The organism is Enterobacter sp. E1, assembly GCF_016809815.1.
In the GTDB taxonomy this organism is placed as follows: Bacteria; Pseudomonadota; Gammaproteobacteria; order Enterobacterales; family Enterobacteriaceae; genus Enterobacter; species Enterobacter adelaidei.
This window is the reverse complement of sequence record NZ_JAFBJM010000003.1, coordinates 1-15828: the sequence shown is the minus strand read 5'-3', so window position 1 is coordinate 15828 and position 15828 is coordinate 1. Positions and strand designations below refer to the sequence as shown.

Here is a 15828-nt window from a genome sequence, read left to right as displayed (position 1 = left end):
CTGACGGAGGAGAAAAAAATGGGACAACTCGTAGACGGCATCTGGCAGGATGTCTGGTATGACACCAAATCTACCGGAGGCCGCTTCAAGCGCTCAGTTTCCGCCTTCCGTAACTGGCTGACTGCCGATGGTGCCCCAGGCCCGAGCGGCGAAGGCGGTTTTGCGGCCGAGAAAGATCGTTACCATCTTTATGTTTCACTCGCCTGTCCGTGGGCGCACCGCACGCTGATTGTACGCAAGCTCAAAGGTCTTGAGACGTTAATTCCCGTTTCGGTGGTGAACCCGCTGATGCTGGAAAATGGCTGGACGTTTGACGCCGATTTCCCTGCAGCAACGGGGGACGATCTCTATCACCACGATTTCCTATACCAACTGTATCTGCGTGCCGATCCGCACTACACCGGGCGCGTTACCGTTCCGGTATTGTGGGACAAGAAAAACCAGACAATCGTCAGCAATGAGTCTGCGGAGATTATCCGCATGTTCAACACCGCGTTTGATGCCCATGGCGCTCGCGCCGGAGATTATTACCCGGCAGAACTGCGTGAGAAAATTGATGAGCTGAACAGCTGGATTTACGACAACGTCAATAACGGTGTCTACAAGGCCGGTTTTGCCACCAGCCAGGAAGCGTATGACGAAGCGGTCGGGAAAGTGTTTGAATCGCTGGCGCGTCTGGAACAACTGCTCGGTCAGCATCGCTACCTGACGGGCAACCAACTGACGGAAGCGGATATTCGTCTGTGGACGACCCTCGTGCGCTTTGATCCGGTGTATGTCACCCACTTTAAATGCGACAAGCACCGCATCAGTGACTACCTGAACCTGTATGGTTTTCTGCGTGACATCTACCAGACACCGGGTATTGCCGAAACGGTCGATTTTGACCACATTCGCACCCACTACTACCGCAGCCATAAGACCATCAACCCAACGGGCATTATCTCCATTGGCCCGTGGCAGGATCTGAATGAGCCGCACGGTCGTGACGTCCGTTTCCGCTAAATATTAGGGGCATCAATAGATGCCCTTTTTTAATTCACAATCTCCATCTATCCTTATCTCGATCGCTTAGAAAACAAGTGATTGACCGATTACAGAGGCAGGGAAAAATGGACTGGTATTTAAAAGTACTGCGTAACTACATTGGATTTGGTGGCCGTGCGCGCCGTAAAGAGTACTGGATGTTCGTTCTGGTGAACTTCATCCTCATCCTGGTGCTGGGGATTGTGGATAAAATTCTGGGTTGGGAGCGGGCAAGCGGGGAAGGTGTTCTCACCTCCATTTACGGCATATTTATTCTGTTGCCCTCCTGGGCCGTACAGTTCCGCCGACTACACGATACCGATCGTTCAGCGTGGTGGTTACTGCTGCTGTTGATCCCGGTTGTGGGCTGGATTGTCATTTTGATCTTCAACTGTCAGAGCGGCACGCCAGGCGAAAACCGCTTTGGTGCCGACCCTAAACTCAATGCCTGATTCAATGCCCGGTGGCGCTTGCGCTTACCGGGCCTACAGATCTATTTATTATAATGAGCGAAAAGCTTCGGGATTTCGCGTAAACACCATGATTTGGCTTCGCCCATGCTATCGCGACGCCACGCCATAATGATATCCACCTCGTGGCTATATTCCGGGCTGACAACGCGCAGCCGACCTTCTGCAATGTCTTTTTCGACAAACGGGTACGGCATGGTCGCCACGCCCAGGCCAGCCAGCAGCGCCTGCCGTTTATCTTCCAGTGAAGTCACCGTCAAACGAGGTTGTTTATCCAGCAGTTGCACCGTTAGCACCGGACGTTCACGTGCGGTATCCGCTACCGCCACGCCGCGATACTTCACGCGCGTCACTTCAGAGAGCGGCTCAGGCTCCTGATGGATCGGGTGATTGGGTGCAGCGACATAGACGTTCATCACGCTGTAGAGCTTGCGGGAGTTGATTTCCGACGAGGAACGGAAGTGCATGTCCGGGGCAATAACGATATCCGCCCTGCCCGTCTCCAGACGCTCCCAGGCACCTGCCAGTACCTCAGTAATGATCGACAGCTGGGTATTCGCCTTATCTGCGAGGCGGTCCACCAGCGGAAACAGTGCTTCAGTGGGGACCAGTGCTTCAGTGACCAGCGTCAGATGGGTTTCCCAGCCTCGTGCCAGTGCCTCGGCATCCGTCGTCAGCTTGTCCGCCGCTTCCAGCAGGACACGACCGCGCTCCAGCAGCATCCGCCCAACGTTGGTGAATTTTGTTCGATGACCGGAGCGGTCAAACAGCACCACGTCCAGCTCTTCCTCCAGCTTCTGCATGGTGTAGCTTAGCGCAGACGGAACGCGCCCCAGTTCATCTGCCGCCGCCGCAAAACTGCCACGTCGGTCAATCGCGTCCATGACGCGAAGCGCCTCAAGCGTCAATGCTCTCTCTTTAGCCATCTCGTTCTCATTCAGGAAATTTGAACATACCCGGCAGAATATCTGGCTAACAATGAAGCGTCCATACCTTTACCATTGTTTTAGTGTAAAGAGAGGTCAAGTTTATGATTACGACAAGAACAGCTAAACAGTGCGGACAAGCCGATTTCGGTTGGCTGCAGGCCCGCTACACCTTTTCCTTTGGACACTACTTTGACCCGAAACTCCTCGGTTACGCTTCATTGCGCGTGTTAAATCAGGAAGTGCTCGCCCCGGGCGCCTCCTTCCAGCCGCGTACGTATCCGAAAGTCGATATCCTGAACCTGATCCTGGAAGGCGAGGCAGAATACCGCGATAGCGAGGGCAATCATGTCCAGGCAAAGGCTGGCGAAGCGTTGTTGATTTCCACGCAGCCAGGCATCAGCTACAGCGAGCATAACCTCAGCAAAGAGAAGACGCTGACCCGTATGCAACTCTGGCTCGATGCCTGTCCGGAGCGGGAAAATCCACCGGTACAGAAGGTTGACCTGACGGGCGATAAGCAGCAGCTGATTGCCTCCCCGGACGGTAGCAAAGGCAGCCTGCAACTGCGCCAGCAGGTATGGCTGCATCACATTGAACTGAAGAAAGGCGAACAGGCAAGCTTCCAGCTTCATGGCCCGCGCGCCTATCTGCAGTCAATTCACGGCACGGTGCATGCGGTGACGCACACGGAAGAGAAAGAAGCGCTCACCTGTGGTGACGGGGCGTTTATTCGTGATGAAGCGAATATCACGCTGGTTGCTGATACACCACTGCGCGCGCTGTTGATTGATTTGCCAGTGTAATATATTCCCCCTCTGAAGAGAGGGGGGAAAATTCACGACACTTTGCTCGCCATAATCTCAATAATTTGCTGATCCGTTGCCTGCATTGAGCGGCACGCCAGCGCGCACAAGTTCGCTATTGACTGCTCTACATCGTGCGCCACGATCCCTTCATTTCCCGTCACAGCAGAATCATCCAGCGCCATCATCACCGCTTTCCAGCTACTTGCCACGCTGGTAGAAACCTTCATGGCGCAGCTGTTAGACGCCCCATCGCAGATCATCCCGCTGACGTCACCGATCATACTGCCAATCGCCATTGAGATAGTCTGGTAGCTTCCGCCCAACAGCCAGGCCATTCCTGCCGCAGCCCCCATTGCTGCCGTGGTAGCCGCACACAGTGCCGACAAACGTGGAAGCTGGGAATGAATGTAGATTGCCGAAAGATGTGACAACATCAGGGCTCGTGCGAGTCGTTCGTCATCAGCCTGAACGTGTTCAGCGACGACCACTACCGGCAGGGTAGCAGTGATCCCCTGATTCCCGGATCCTGAATTGCTCATCGCAGGTAGCGTCGCACCGCCCATCCTGGCGTCGGATGCCGCGCTGGTGCGGATAACAATGTCCGACCCCAGATCCTGCGCCATCCACCCACGCGAGCGCTGTTTATTGAGTGTTGCGCCAATGTGCAGCCCCCACTTCCCGCTGAGCCCTTCACGGGAGAGGGCATCATTCAACTTTCCGGCCTCCAGGATAAAACGGATAGCCTCAAACGGAACGTGTTCTACAAACTCAAGGATCTGCGACAGCGTAGTGTTTGACAGCACCGCCAGCGGATCGTCACTCACTTCACCTTGCCGATCGTCAAGCGCAAAGCGCGTTGTCCCCTGGCAAACCACCTCCACTACTCGCGTATGTCCACCAGCGATAGTCACCATTGCCGAGGAATTCCCGGCGTAAACGCAGGCTCTGGAGTAAAGAATTTCATCGCACGGCGCCTGCAGTTTCACCTGCACCTGACCTGCTTCCAGCAGAGCTTTAGCACGTGACAGCGCATCGGCAGTGACATCTTTCAACACCTCCAGCCCGGCCTGCGCGTTACCACCAATGGCCCCCAGTGCGGCCGCAATGGGTAACCCGACCATGCCGGTGCCCGGCACCGTCACGCCAAGCCCGTTTTTCATCAGATTCGGTGATACCCACGCCTCAATCTGCGTGACGTCACCCGGCAGATGCTCCGCAGCAATCGCGCAGGCCAACGCCAGAGACACCGGTTCGGTACACCCAAGTGCAGGTTTAACTTCTTCCTGCACCGTGCGAATAAATTGCTTCCATAAAGTTTGACTTTGCTCAGACATCGTTACGACCTTATTTACCCTCAGGAGAATGCGAGGAAAGGAGAAACACAAAGCAGCAACCCGGTGATGACAATGATCACCAGCGATACGCCTTTATATTTGTGCAGCGCCGGGACTTTGTAGACCAGCCATGCAGGGATTAGGCAGCCCACCATGCCGAAGATGGGGCTACAAATAGAGGTGAAACTCAGCACCGGCGCGTTTAATACAATTGCGCTCCAGGCCAGCAGGATAGCGAACAGCATAATGCCGCGCTGAACGTGGTTTTCATTGATTTTTTCTGCCGGTAATTTGCGGCGCAGGATGTTCATCACGATACCCTGCGTAGCCTCGCGAAAGCCGAGATAGACCCCGAAGAATGCGGTCATTACGGCAAAGATATTCAGGATCACGCTGACAATCTTGACCCAGCCTGCACCATCACCACTGATAAACTGCGCCGCGATCGCCAGGGCAGAAATATTCTGTTCGTAAGCTTTTACCGCCTCATCGTGGCCCATTGCCAGCGTGAAGGAGACAGCATAGAAAAAGACCGTCACAAACAGCACGCCAAAAGCAATATTCATTGCCCGTAATGCTTTGTGCCGCGCCACTTCAACCGATTTTTCCCGTGAACGATAGGAGATGACCATCGGACTTAAGGTCTGAATAAAGAGAATGGATGTTAGGGTAAAAGGCAGCGTAATAATGGCGTTTTTAATCAGCAGGCCCATTGGTGGCAGCATGCCGACATTGGCTAAATGCCAAAGACCCATCATTGACAGCCCCAGCGCGGCAACCACGAATAATTTGGTCAGCACCATCAGGCTGGATACTTTAAACAGCAGTTGTTCACCGCGCGACGAAATGGCGACCAGAATGCAGATCAGGAATAAACCATAGAACGGGTTTTCCGAAAGCAGAGTGTCTGTGACACCAAAGGTATGTAAATACGAGGCGCTGTCGTTGGTGATGGCCGTGGAATAGACAAACATCCAGATCACCAGCATCACGAAATAGAGCGCGCCTAATAAGATGCCCCAGTTTTTACCTAAATAACCGCTAATGACGCTCGGGTAATCTTTGCATTCCGGGGATTCGGCCAGCGTATTAATAAACAGACGCTGGAACAGATACATGGCCGGATAACCAATAATCGAGGAAAGTAAAAAGACCCACAGCCCCATTAATCCTACCTGTACCGGGAGAAAAACAATCCCCGCTCCGATAGCCATCCCGATACTCATGATGACCCAACCTGTGTCGGTGCTGTCGAATTTAATCGCCTCTTGCCATTCGCTTTCACGCATTCCCGCCCGTCTTGCCGCCGGGGAATCATTCACAATCACACTGCTGTTTGTTGCCGTATCCATTGGGCACTCGCTTATTTTGTAGGGTAAACAGTTGTTTTTATAGGATTCCGATCGCCAGCGATTGCGATTCAGACAGCTGCAGGTGTGTGTTATTGGTGTGGGAAGATCATATCTGGAGAGGGGGAGAAAAAAGTCACAATTTTCATAAGGATTTTCTGCATTTGGAGAAAAATCACCACCAAAAAAAATAAAAAATAATTAAAAATTTCTAAAAGTGATGCAGATCAAAGAAACATGCCCTTCTGAAAATTAAATTTCGGAATTTATAAAGACGAATATTCTACTCTCTGCCCTCTGCTTTTTATAGGATGCCATTACAACGAATCACATGATAAACATGATTATTAAATGGATACTGTTGAAGAACTCAATGGAACGTACTTTTATAAAGGTGTATGTAATATATCTGCATCAGAGTTATTTTTTTGGATTTTTCTGGATGCCACCGACGAACAGTTTGGCGGATTAAAGGATGCTGTAATGATGGCCACTATGATTCTTGGTTTACCTATACTTGAAACCAGAACAAAACCTGAAACGGCTACAATTGGCACATCCGTGGCATCTAAGTACCTGCGAGATCTACTGAATGTACAACTACCACACCGACTACCTACAATTACACTTGCAAGTTTTAAATACCGAAAACCAATGTATACCAAAAACTTAGGTGCGTTCATCGGCCGATGGATACCTGCACTAGGAATTACCATACTTGCCGCAGATGTTGCAATGATAAGTTACAAAACGCTTTCACGATATAATATGATTGCTCAGCCTAAAGATCGGATTTGGTGATGATGGATAGTGAAACTGATGTTTTAAAATTCTTCAGGGATAATTTACCCGAACAAGGAACATTTTCGGGCAAGAGAATCCCGCTTGAAATAGATGATGTTTTACAGGATTACACCGATCTGGATGATATTGTATATGCCATTGAGAGATTCGAAAAAGAGTATCTTATCGAAGTTAACACCGAAAATTATTTCCCCTGGACTCAAACTTGGTTTTTCAGGAAATGGTTTACTAAAGAACCGGTTAAGCAAATATCAAAGCCATTGACAGTAAGAATGTTTGTTGAAGCGGTAAAGGCAGGCAAATGGATCCACGATTGATTTATAAAAGGAGTTTTTATAATGGCAGTACCTGTTCATGTTTGGTTTTATGATAATGGTGGTTCCCTCATTAAAGGTTCATGTGATGTTCAGGATCGTGAAGGGAGTATAGAAATAAGAGGCTTAACTCATAATTTGAGTATTCCGACAGATCCACTCTCCGGAAAATTAACCGGTACCAGAAAACACGCACCTTTCCTGTTCGAGAAGGAAATTGATAGCTCGTCTCCATACCTTTACAAGGCGGTAGCTACAGGACAAAACCTTAAGAAAGTTGAGTTCAGATATTACCGAATTAACAATGCTGGTTGGGAGGTCGAATATTTTAGAACAGTGCTGGAAGATGTTAAAGTTGTCTCTATCTCCCCTATTGTTAACGATACTCGTAACTGCCCTGGTACAGGTCACCTGGAATCTATTCAATTGCGCTACGAAAAAGCGACCTGGATCTATTGCGACGGGAATATTCAATTCTCTGATGCATGGAATGAACGGGCCTCGGCATGATTGTCAGCCTCATTCCTCACAGAATCTAATTGAAGCGATTCTGTGAGGTTCCATTTTATATGGTTGGTTCCAGGATCACTCGGCCAGCGCATTCGCCATATCGGTTCTAATCTGCTTACGCTGTTCCGGCGTCAGAACCTGGCTGACATCGAAGTAATATTTCACGCGATAGTAACGGGTCTGCTCTTCAATTTTGCTGAAGGCAGCAAGCTGACTTTTCACCGTGTTTTCATCCCATTTTCCTGCCTGGAACATATCAATTAGCGCCCGATCCTTTACGCCGGTCATTGGGATCTTGCTGACATTTTGTTCCAGCTGATTATGCAGACCTTCAATCTTCTTAACCTGCTCATTGCTGAGCTTAAGGTGTTGTACCAGTGGATCCTGTGACGGTGACGGAGCAGCTTCCACGTTAGCGGCCTGCGCCGTAAAACTGCATGCTGCCAGCGATACTGCAACCAAAGCAATACGGGTCATTTTCATCATCTTACTGTCCTTACATTCTGTTATAGGGAAAAGCAGGAGCATTGTTTTTCAAGAGCGGATGAATATGTGTGAATAATTATATAAACAATTTTGTATGTTTAGCGGGCAAAAAAATGCCCCCTGTCAGGAAGGGGGCATGAAGGCTCATTTCGTCAGATTGACTGAGTGAACGTTCGCGAAATCACATCCTGCTGCTGCTCACGCGTCAGCGCATTAAAGCGCACCGCATACCCTGAAACGCGAATCGTCAGGTTTGGGTAATTCTCCGGATGCGCAATGGCATCCAGGAGCATTTCCCGGTTCATGACGTTGACGTTCAGATGCTGTCCGCCTTCGATAGCCGCTTCGTGGTGGAAGTAGCCGTCCAGTAGCCCCACCAGGTTGGTTTTGCGCACCAGTTCGTCCTTACCCAACGCCTGCGGCACAATCGAGAAGGTATAGGAGATGCCGTCTTTCGCATAGGTGAACGGTAGCTTGGCAACCGACGTCAGCGAGGCCACCGCCCCTTTTCTGTCGCGGCCATGCATCGGGTTCGCGCCTGGGGCAAACGGCGTGCCGCCGCGGCGTCCGTCCGGCGTGTTCCCGGTCTTCTGGCCGTACACCACGTTAGAAGTGATGGTGAGGATCGACTGGGTCGGTACTGCATTTCGGTAGGTTGGCAGCGCCTGAATTTTTTTCATAAAGCGCTCGACCAGATCGCAGGCAATACTGTCCACGCGGTCGTCATTGTTGCCGTACTGCGGGTAATCACCTTCAATCACGAAATCAACCGCCAGACCGGTATGGTCACGCACCGGTTTCACCGCGGCATATTTAATGGCCGACAGGGAGTCCGCCGCTACCGACAGGCCGGCAATGCCGCAGGCCATGGTGCGGTATACGTCCCGGTCGTGTAGCGCCATCAGCGAGGCTTCGTAGCTGTACTTATCATGCATGTAGTGAATGAGATTCAGCGCGCTGATGTACTGCACCGCCAGCCAGTCCATAAAGTGATCGAGGCTCGCCATCACGGTATCGTAATCCAACACTTCATCCAGCAACGGCTCGGTTTTCGGGCCCACCTGGATCTTCAGTTTCTCATCCATCCCGCCGTTGATTGCGTACAGCAGCGTTTTCGCCAGGTTGGCGCGGGCGCCAAAGAACTGCATCTGCTTGCCGATCACCATCGGACTGACGCAGCAGGCTATCGCGTAGTCGTCACTGTTGAAGTCGGCCCGCATCAGGTCGTCGTTCTCATACTGCAGCGACGAGGTGACGATCGACACCTGCGCGGCATATTTCTTGAACGCAATCGGCAGTTTTTCAGACCAGAGGATCGTCAGGTTTGGCTCCGGCGCTGGTCCCATGGTGTGCAGGGTGTGTAAATAGCGGAAGCTGTTTTTGGTCACCAGCGTGCGCCCATCCAGCCCCATGCCGCCGATCACTTCCGTCGCCCAGATCGGATCGCCGGAGAAGAGCGTATCGAACTCCGGCGTACGCAGGAAACGCACCATGCGGATCTTCATAATGAAGTGGTCGATCAACTCCTGTGCCTGGACCTCATTCAGACGCCCGGCCTGCATGTCACGTTCAATATAAATATCGAGGAACGAGGCCGTACGCCCCAGCGACATCGCCCCGCCATTTTGAGATTTCACCGCCGCCAGGTAGGCAAAGTAAACCCACTGCACCGCTTCCTGGGCGTTTATCGCCGGACGTGAAATATCAAAGCCATAGTTCGCCGCCATCTGCTGGATCTGCAGCAGCGCACGCTTGTGTTCCGCCAGCTCTTCGCGCAGGCGGATCGTCGCCTCCAGATCTTCGCCGCGCTCCAGCCTACCCTGCAGATCCGCAAACTGAAGTTCGCGCTCGCGCACCAGATAAGCGATCCCGTACAGCGCCACGCGGCGGTAATCGCCGATGATGCGTCCGCGTCCGTAGCCGTCCGGCAAACCGGTCAACACGCCGGATTTACGGCAGCGCATCATCTCCGGCGAATAGACGTCAAACACCCCCTGGTTATGGGTTTTACGCAGGTCGGTAAACAGGTATTCAAACTGCGGATCCATTTCGCGGCCATAGGCTTCGAACGAGCTGCGGATCATGTTGATCCCGCCATACGGATGCAGGGCGCGTTTGAGCGGTTTGTCAGTCTGCAGGCCGACAATGGTCTCCAGATCCTGGTCGATATATCCAGGCCCATGCGCGGTAATTGTGGTGGCGATGTTAGTATCAAAATCCACCGGGGCATGGGTGGCATTCTCCAGGCGAATGCCTACCATTACCTTCTGCCAGAGCGCCGTCGTTGCAGGCGTCGCCTGCGCGAGGAAAGCTTCATCGCCTTCATAAGGGGTGTAGTTATGCTGAATAAAATCGCGCACGTTGACGGCGTTTTTCCATTCTTCACCGCGAAACCCGGCCCATGCGTCGCTGTATGGCGCGACGCCTGTATCAATTGTTACTTTCATTTGATTCTCGCTTTATCAGGCGTAAGCCGCAGCCGGAGTCACCTTCCCAAGACGGAGGGCATCCAGCGCGATCATTTTTTCTTCGTTGGTAGGGATCACCGCGCAGACCACGCGGGACGAATCGGTGCTAATGACGCGCTCACCCGCACTGCCCGGCAGGGCGTTTTTAGCCTCATCGAGGGTGATACCGAAGACCTTGAGATGGTCAGCCACCAGCGTACGGATGAGCCTGGAGTTCTCGCCAATACCGCCGGTGAACACCACGCCATCCAGACGATGCAGCGACGCTGCGTGACCCGCGATATGCCGCGCGATGCGGTGTACAAAAGTGTGTATTGCCAGTTGCGCCCGTTCATTGCCCTCGTGCCAGGCTTTTTCCAGCGCCCGCAGATCTGAGGAAATCCCGGAGATCCCCAGCAGACCGGACTCTTTGTTTACCACCCGCTCCAGATCCTCGAATGACTGACCTGTCTGCTGGGCAATCCACGCCATTGCGCCAAAATCCACATCGCCACAGCGCGTGCCCATCACCAGCCCCTCAAGCGGCGTCATCCCCATCGAGGTATCGACGCTTTCACCGTTGCGCACCGCGCAGATGGACGCCCCGTTGCCGAGATGGGCAATCACCAGGCCGCTGTCATCGGGGGACAGCCCGAGAAGCGTATGTGCCTGCCCGGCCACATAGCGATGAGAAGTACCGTGGAAGCCGTAGCGACGCACGCCCAGCGCTTCAAAATAGCGGTACGGCAAACCATACAGATAGGCCTGCGGCGGCAGCGTCTGATGGAAGCTGGTATCGAACACTGCAACCTGCTGTATACCTGGGAACAGGCGCTCAGCGGCTTCTACACCGCTGAGATTGGCGTAGTTATGCAGTGGTGCCAGGGGAGAAACCTGACGGATCTGCTCAATCACCTTATCCGTAATCAGGGTCGACTCGCTGAAGAGGTCGCCGCCATGAGCAATACGATGGCCAATCAAGGCCACGCTGCTCATCAGGTTACGCTTCTCCAGTTCCAGGGCGATGGCAGCCAACGCCCCTTCGTAGTCATGGTGAGCCAGTGTGGCTGGCTCACCCCCATTCACGGAAATAAAGGCTTTTTCAGTGTTGATGCCGTCTGCAATCCCCGTCATCAGGGCATCGCAGCTGCTGGCATCGAGCACCGAAAACTTAACAGAGGACGAACCGCAGTTAATAACCAGTACAACCGGAAACTCAATCATGGTGTTACTCCGCTCTTCCTGAGCAATGATTTAGAACAGTTTGTAAACGATATTCAGAATGGTCAGCAGGCCAACAACCGTAACGAAGATGTTCTCGGGTCTGCCCTTAAATTTCGCCATAGCCGGTGCTTTGCGGATGGCATACATCGGCAACAGACACAGCAGAGAGGCGATGATTGGCGCACCCATGGCTTCGATAAGGTCGAGAATGTTCGGGTTGGCGTAAGCCACAACCCAGGTGGAGCCCATGATGAATACCATGCTGATGGTGTTCAGCTTGCCTACAGAGACTTTCTTCTTATCACCCTTGTAACCAAACTTGAGGATCAGACCGTTCAGCCCTTCCAGCGTGCCCAGATAGTGACCGAAGAAAGATTTGAAGATAGCGACCAGTGCAATGATGGAAGCACCGTATTCCAGCACCGTAGCAAACGTCGATTTGGTTCCCGACATGGAGGCGAAGTGGTTCGCCAGGTATGAAAGCACCGGAATGTTCTGCGCTTTGGCATCCGCCATGTTCTGCGGAGAGAGCGTAAACAGGCAGCTAAAGGCGAAGAACATCACCACGGCGACCATCAGCATGCTGGCGCGACCGATGATTTTGGAGCATTTCTGCTCGGTAAATTCTTTACCGAACTCAGGTTCGTACTCTTCGCGTTTGGAAACCACGAATGAGGAGACAATCGGCGAGAAGTTAAAGGAGAAGACCATGATGGAGATCCCCAGCCACACCGTGACCAGAATGCCGTCATGCCCGGTGAAAGCAATATCGCTCAGGTTGACCTGGTCGATTACCGCTGAGTTCCAGTAAGGGATCAGCGACAGGGAGATCAGCACCAGACTGGCGATAAACGGGAACACCAGGAAGCTCATGACCTTCACCATCAGGTCTTTACCGAACCAGATAACAAAGGCCATCAACAGCAGCAGAAACAGCGCCACCACGCCGCGGTTAAGCGCAGGTAGCTGGAGCTGGTTTTCCCAGAAAGTCATAAAGGTGTTAGTAATGGTGACACCGTAAATCCACAGCAGCGGACAAATGGCGAAGAAGTAAAGGAAAGTGATGACCACCCCGCCGGTCTTACCGAAATGCTCTTCCACCGTTTCGGTGATGTTGCCGGAGACGTTGCTGCCGGACAGACAGAGACGCGCCAGCGCGCGGTGGCAGTAAAACGCAATAGGGAACGCAAGAACCAGCATCAGCAGGATGGGGATCAACCCACCAAAGCCTGCGCGGATAGGGAAGAACAGCACGCCTGCGCCAATAGCGGTACCAAACAGGCCCAGGGTCCAGGTGGTATCAGACTTACGCCAGGAGGACGTCTTTGTCTGACCAACGATAATGCTTTCTGTGTTGCTCATAGGTCACCTTTATGCGTCAACGAAGCCGGTAATTTGGGAAACACGAGAGAGGTCGATATTGCCGCCGGAGATAATGCAGACGGTTTTACGACCCTGAATATAGTGGTCAAGTTTGCCGCTTAATAACGCGGCACAGGCCAGCGCGCCTGCGCCTTCCGTCACCACTTTATTTCGCTGAATAAGGGCTATCATGCTGTTACGAATATCATCTTCACTGACCAGCACAATGTCATCGACTAATTCACGAACAATTTCGAAGGTTAATTTACCCGGGCGAGAAACATCGCAACCGTCGGCTAATGTACCGGTGACGCGATGATTTATAATCTCTCCGGCCTGCCAGGAGGCCGCCATTCCGTGAACGTTTTCAGACTGTACGCCGATAATATTAATCGTCGGGTTGATGGATTTAATCGCTGTCGCAATCCCGGCAATTAATCCGCCGCCGCCAATAGGAACAATCACGTTATCCACGTCGTACAAATCTTCGAGAATTTCCAGGCCGATGGTGCCCTGGCCGGCAATCACTTTCGGATCGTCGTAAGGCGGAATAAAAATACGCCCTTCCATCTCAACGATCTCACTGACTTTAGCGATGGTGTCGTTGAAATTATCACCGTGCAGCACGACTTCCGCAGAGTAGTCGCGCGTCGCGGCCACTTTGGATTTCGGCGCACCCATTGGCATCACAACTTTGCCGTCGATGCCGAGCATGGCGCAGGAAAGAGATACCCCCTGTGCATGGTTTCCCGCGGAGCAGGCAACAACCCCTTTGCGTTTTTCAGCGTCAGTCAATGAGCTTAATTTGTTAAACGCGCCGCGGATCTTAAACGAACCGGTACGCTGCATGTTCTCAAACTTCAGGAATATTTCGCCCTTACAACGTTCACTGAGATAATTCGAACGCGGCATGCCAGTTTTATATATTTTACCTGCCAGTCGTTTTCTGGCGTCCTGAATATCTTCAATGGTTACCGGGAGATCGTAGGTAATGTGCATAATATCCTCGTTATAATAATTCATTCTTTTCGGGCAAAGTCAGGGTATCAGAGTATGAATAAAACAAACTCTGGGTGCTTTAAAACAGGTTTAATACTTATCTGGATTTTATTAAATCATCGTCGTCTTTCACTGGTGAGTGAAGCATATTGTTTTGCCAGTTCCACTAATACTGACGCTGATTTTTTAATTCTGTAATTTTTCGACCACACGGCGGCATAACGCGCCACGGGTAATTCATCTTCCACTGGCAGGACAATAAACTGATCGGAGCCGAACGGTGCAATCATGTCGCGGGGAATGACCGTCAAATAATCGGCATTCAGCACAAGGTTATAAATGGTGACAACGGAATCGGTCTGGACGATGTTTTCAATGCTGATGTGATTGTCTTGCAGGGTAGTCAGGAGTTCTTTGTAGTAGCCCATATCGGTTTGCGGCATCACCCACTGCTCATGTGTGAGCGATGCCAGTGTTGTCGAACCGGTGCACGTTCGTGTTTTACTGGCGACGAGTACAAACTCGGACTCAAACAGCGGTTCAACATGCAGATCCTGCAGAAGCATTTCATCGCTCAGTGTTCCGATGGCGAAATCCAGTCGACCGTCGCGAATGGCCGGGAGGAAGGATGACAGCTGCGCTTCATACATTGAGACACGCGCTTTCGGGAACACTTCCTTGAATTTTTTGATCATTTCGGAAAGGAAGGTAAAGCCGATCAGAGACGGATAGCCAAAGGAGACATCCATAACGGTGCTGAAACTCAGGCTGTTGATCTCGCTCACCATGTTTTTCATCTCACGCGTGATCGACTCTGAGTATGAGAGCAGAACCTGGCCTGCGGCAGTCAGTTTTACGCCGGTGTTTTTACGCACCATCACTTCCACGCCGAAGTAGGACTCGATATCGCTGATGATTTTGCTGACCGCGGGTTGTGTCAGACCCAGTTGTCTTGCCGCAGAACCTATGGAGCCACTTTTAATGACTTCCTGAAATACCACGAGGTGCTGTGTTTTCGGTAGAATAATAGTGTTCATAATATTCTGCGCTTATTTCCCTATGACGGGGTGGATTCTACTCAATATTGTTTAAAGGGGTATGTGCTGTTACTCACAATTTGCTTTCCAGGACCGCTAACCCTCCGTGCAAAACACCATCAAATAACTTAACTATCAATAAGTTAACTCAAACAAAAATACGTCGATACGCTGATATTGATCAACAAAAATAGCGGTAATAAATTTATTTTATGGCGATAACCCTGATAAATTTCTTTGGTCTAAAAAAATCAATAAAGGCTATCTTTCAGGCAATTAAAGGGCAATTAATAACCATTATTTGGTTATAACATTCTTTCAATTTATCAAATTTTTCAGGGCTGAATTTTCGGGTTTCTGAAAAAGAGTGGAATGCATCACATATTCACGGGGTAAATGTATTTGATTTCTAAATACGCATATCAAATCAGAAAACATTAGAGATCATAATGACAATATTCATAACAAATCCATAACACTGAGAATTCAGAATTTCTTAGCGTGAAATTTTGTGATTTCGATCCTCTACCTAGCCAGGATTGAGTTATTAACCAATAAAATAGTGAAATGTGCTTAGCGTCGCAATTTTGAGAATTGATGTCATTGACCTGCTCCCCGTTGATTAATACACCCCGATGTTAGTAATGTCTTCATAAGCCACATGAGGACATCCCCATGAAGAAGCGTTTTTCCGACGAACAGATCATCAGTATTCTTCGCGAAGCGGAAGC

At 51.2% G+C, this 15828-nt stretch carries 15 protein-coding genes; 6 read left to right on the top strand and 9 right to left on the bottom strand.

All coding sequences use genetic code 11. From position 1 onward, the window contains the following. Positions 1-18 precede the first annotated feature (18 nt). Together JGF26_RS09065 and JGF26_RS09060 are read left to right on the top strand one after the other, a co-directional pair. Positions 19-1005, top strand: coding sequence for a glutathione S-transferase family protein (locus JGF26_RS09065; protein WP_134708021.1), 987 nt, complete (start codon positions 19-21; stop codon positions 1003-1005). 107 nt (positions 1006-1112) lie between these two features. Continuing rightward, the gene (locus tag JGF26_RS09060; protein WP_028017093.1) at positions 1113-1478 is read left to right on the top strand and encodes a DUF805 domain-containing protein; all 366 of its coding nucleotides are present in this window, start codon (positions 1113-1115) and stop codon (positions 1476-1478) included. A 41-nt stretch (positions 1479-1519) separates the two neighbouring features. Here JGF26_RS09060 and JGF26_RS09055 read toward each other — a convergent pair whose 3' ends face one another. Next, positions 1520-2422, bottom strand: coding sequence for a LysR family transcriptional regulator (locus JGF26_RS09055; protein ID WP_028017092.1), 903 nt, complete (start codon positions 2420-2422; stop codon positions 1520-1522). A 104-nt stretch (positions 2423-2526) separates the two neighbouring features. Here JGF26_RS09055 and JGF26_RS09050 point away from each other — a divergent pair, with 104 nt between their 5' ends. After that, positions 2527-3228, top strand: a complete 702-nt coding sequence (locus JGF26_RS09050) for a pirin family protein (protein WP_028017091.1) — start codon at positions 2527-2529, stop codon at positions 3226-3228. A 32-nt stretch (positions 3229-3260) separates the two neighbouring features. Here the strand turns inward: JGF26_RS09050 and JGF26_RS09045 are convergent, their stop codons facing one another. Together JGF26_RS09045 and JGF26_RS09040 are read right to left on the bottom strand one after the other, a co-directional pair. Beyond that, a complete protein-coding gene (locus JGF26_RS09045) occupies positions 3261-4565 on the bottom strand; it encodes a serine dehydratase subunit alpha family protein (protein WP_134708022.1) in 1305 nt (434 codons plus the stop codon). A 20-nt stretch (positions 4566-4585) separates the two neighbouring features. Further along, complete coding sequence (locus tag JGF26_RS09040; RefSeq protein ID WP_028017089.1) at positions 4586-5917, bottom strand: amino acid permease; 1332 nt, start codon at positions 5915-5917, stop codon at positions 4586-4588. Positions 5918-6265: 348 nt separating this feature from the next. Here JGF26_RS09040 and JGF26_RS09035 point away from each other — a divergent pair, with 348 nt between their 5' ends. Genes JGF26_RS09035 through tssD form a run of 3 tightly spaced genes read left to right on the top strand, consistent with a single transcriptional unit; the run spans position 6266 to position 7542 of the window. Further along, complete coding sequence (locus JGF26_RS09035; protein WP_028017088.1) at positions 6266-6715, top strand: STM2901 family protein; 450 nt, start codon at positions 6266-6268, stop codon at positions 6713-6715. Then, positions 6715-7035, top strand: a complete 321-nt coding sequence (locus JGF26_RS09030; RefSeq protein ID WP_309240486.1) for a DUF1493 family protein — start codon at positions 6715-6717, stop codon at positions 7033-7035. The genes JGF26_RS09035 and JGF26_RS09030 overlap by 1 nt, the downstream gene beginning before the upstream one ends. Positions 7036-7056: 21 nt before the next feature. Next, positions 7057-7542, top strand: a complete 486-nt coding sequence (gene tssD, locus JGF26_RS09025) for a type VI secretion system tube protein TssD (protein WP_134708023.1) — start codon at positions 7057-7059, stop codon at positions 7540-7542. Positions 7543-7617: 75 nt separating this feature from the next. Here the strand turns inward: tssD and JGF26_RS09020 are convergent, their stop codons facing one another. The 6 genes from JGF26_RS09020 to tdcA all read right to left on the bottom strand — a co-directional run bounded on the left by JGF26_RS09020 (position 7618) and on the right by tdcA (position 15097). After that, the gene (locus JGF26_RS09020; protein ID WP_028017085.1) at positions 7618-8028 is read right to left on the bottom strand and encodes a hypothetical protein; all 411 of its coding nucleotides are present in this window, start codon (positions 8026-8028) and stop codon (positions 7618-7620) included. Between the two features lie 152 nt (positions 8029-8180). Then, on the bottom strand, positions 8181-10475 hold the full coding sequence (gene pflB / locus JGF26_RS09015; RefSeq protein ID WP_134708024.1) for a formate C-acetyltransferase: 2295 nt from the start codon (positions 10473-10475) through the stop codon (positions 8181-8183). A 15-nt stretch (positions 10476-10490) separates the two neighbouring features. Next, positions 10491-11699, bottom strand: a complete 1209-nt coding sequence (gene tdcD / locus JGF26_RS09010) for a propionate kinase (protein WP_134708025.1) — start codon at positions 11697-11699, stop codon at positions 10491-10493. A gap of 30 nt (positions 11700-11729) precedes the next feature. Further along, complete coding sequence (tdcC, locus tag JGF26_RS09005; protein WP_028017082.1) at positions 11730-13061, bottom strand: threonine/serine transporter TdcC; 1332 nt, start codon at positions 13059-13061, stop codon at positions 11730-11732. Between the two features lie 9 nt (positions 13062-13070). Continuing rightward, positions 13071-14060, bottom strand: coding sequence for a bifunctional threonine ammonia-lyase/L-serine ammonia-lyase TdcB (gene tdcB / locus JGF26_RS09000; protein WP_028017081.1), 990 nt, complete (start codon positions 14058-14060; stop codon positions 13071-13073). Positions 14061-14176: 116 nt separating this feature from the next. Beyond that, positions 14177-15097 carry a transcriptional regulator TdcA gene (tdcA, locus tag JGF26_RS08995; RefSeq protein ID WP_028017080.1) on the bottom strand — a complete coding sequence of 307 codons (921 nt, stop codon included), beginning with the start codon at positions 15095-15097 and terminating at the stop codon, positions 14177-14179. Positions 15098-15828: the final 731 nt, after the last annotated feature.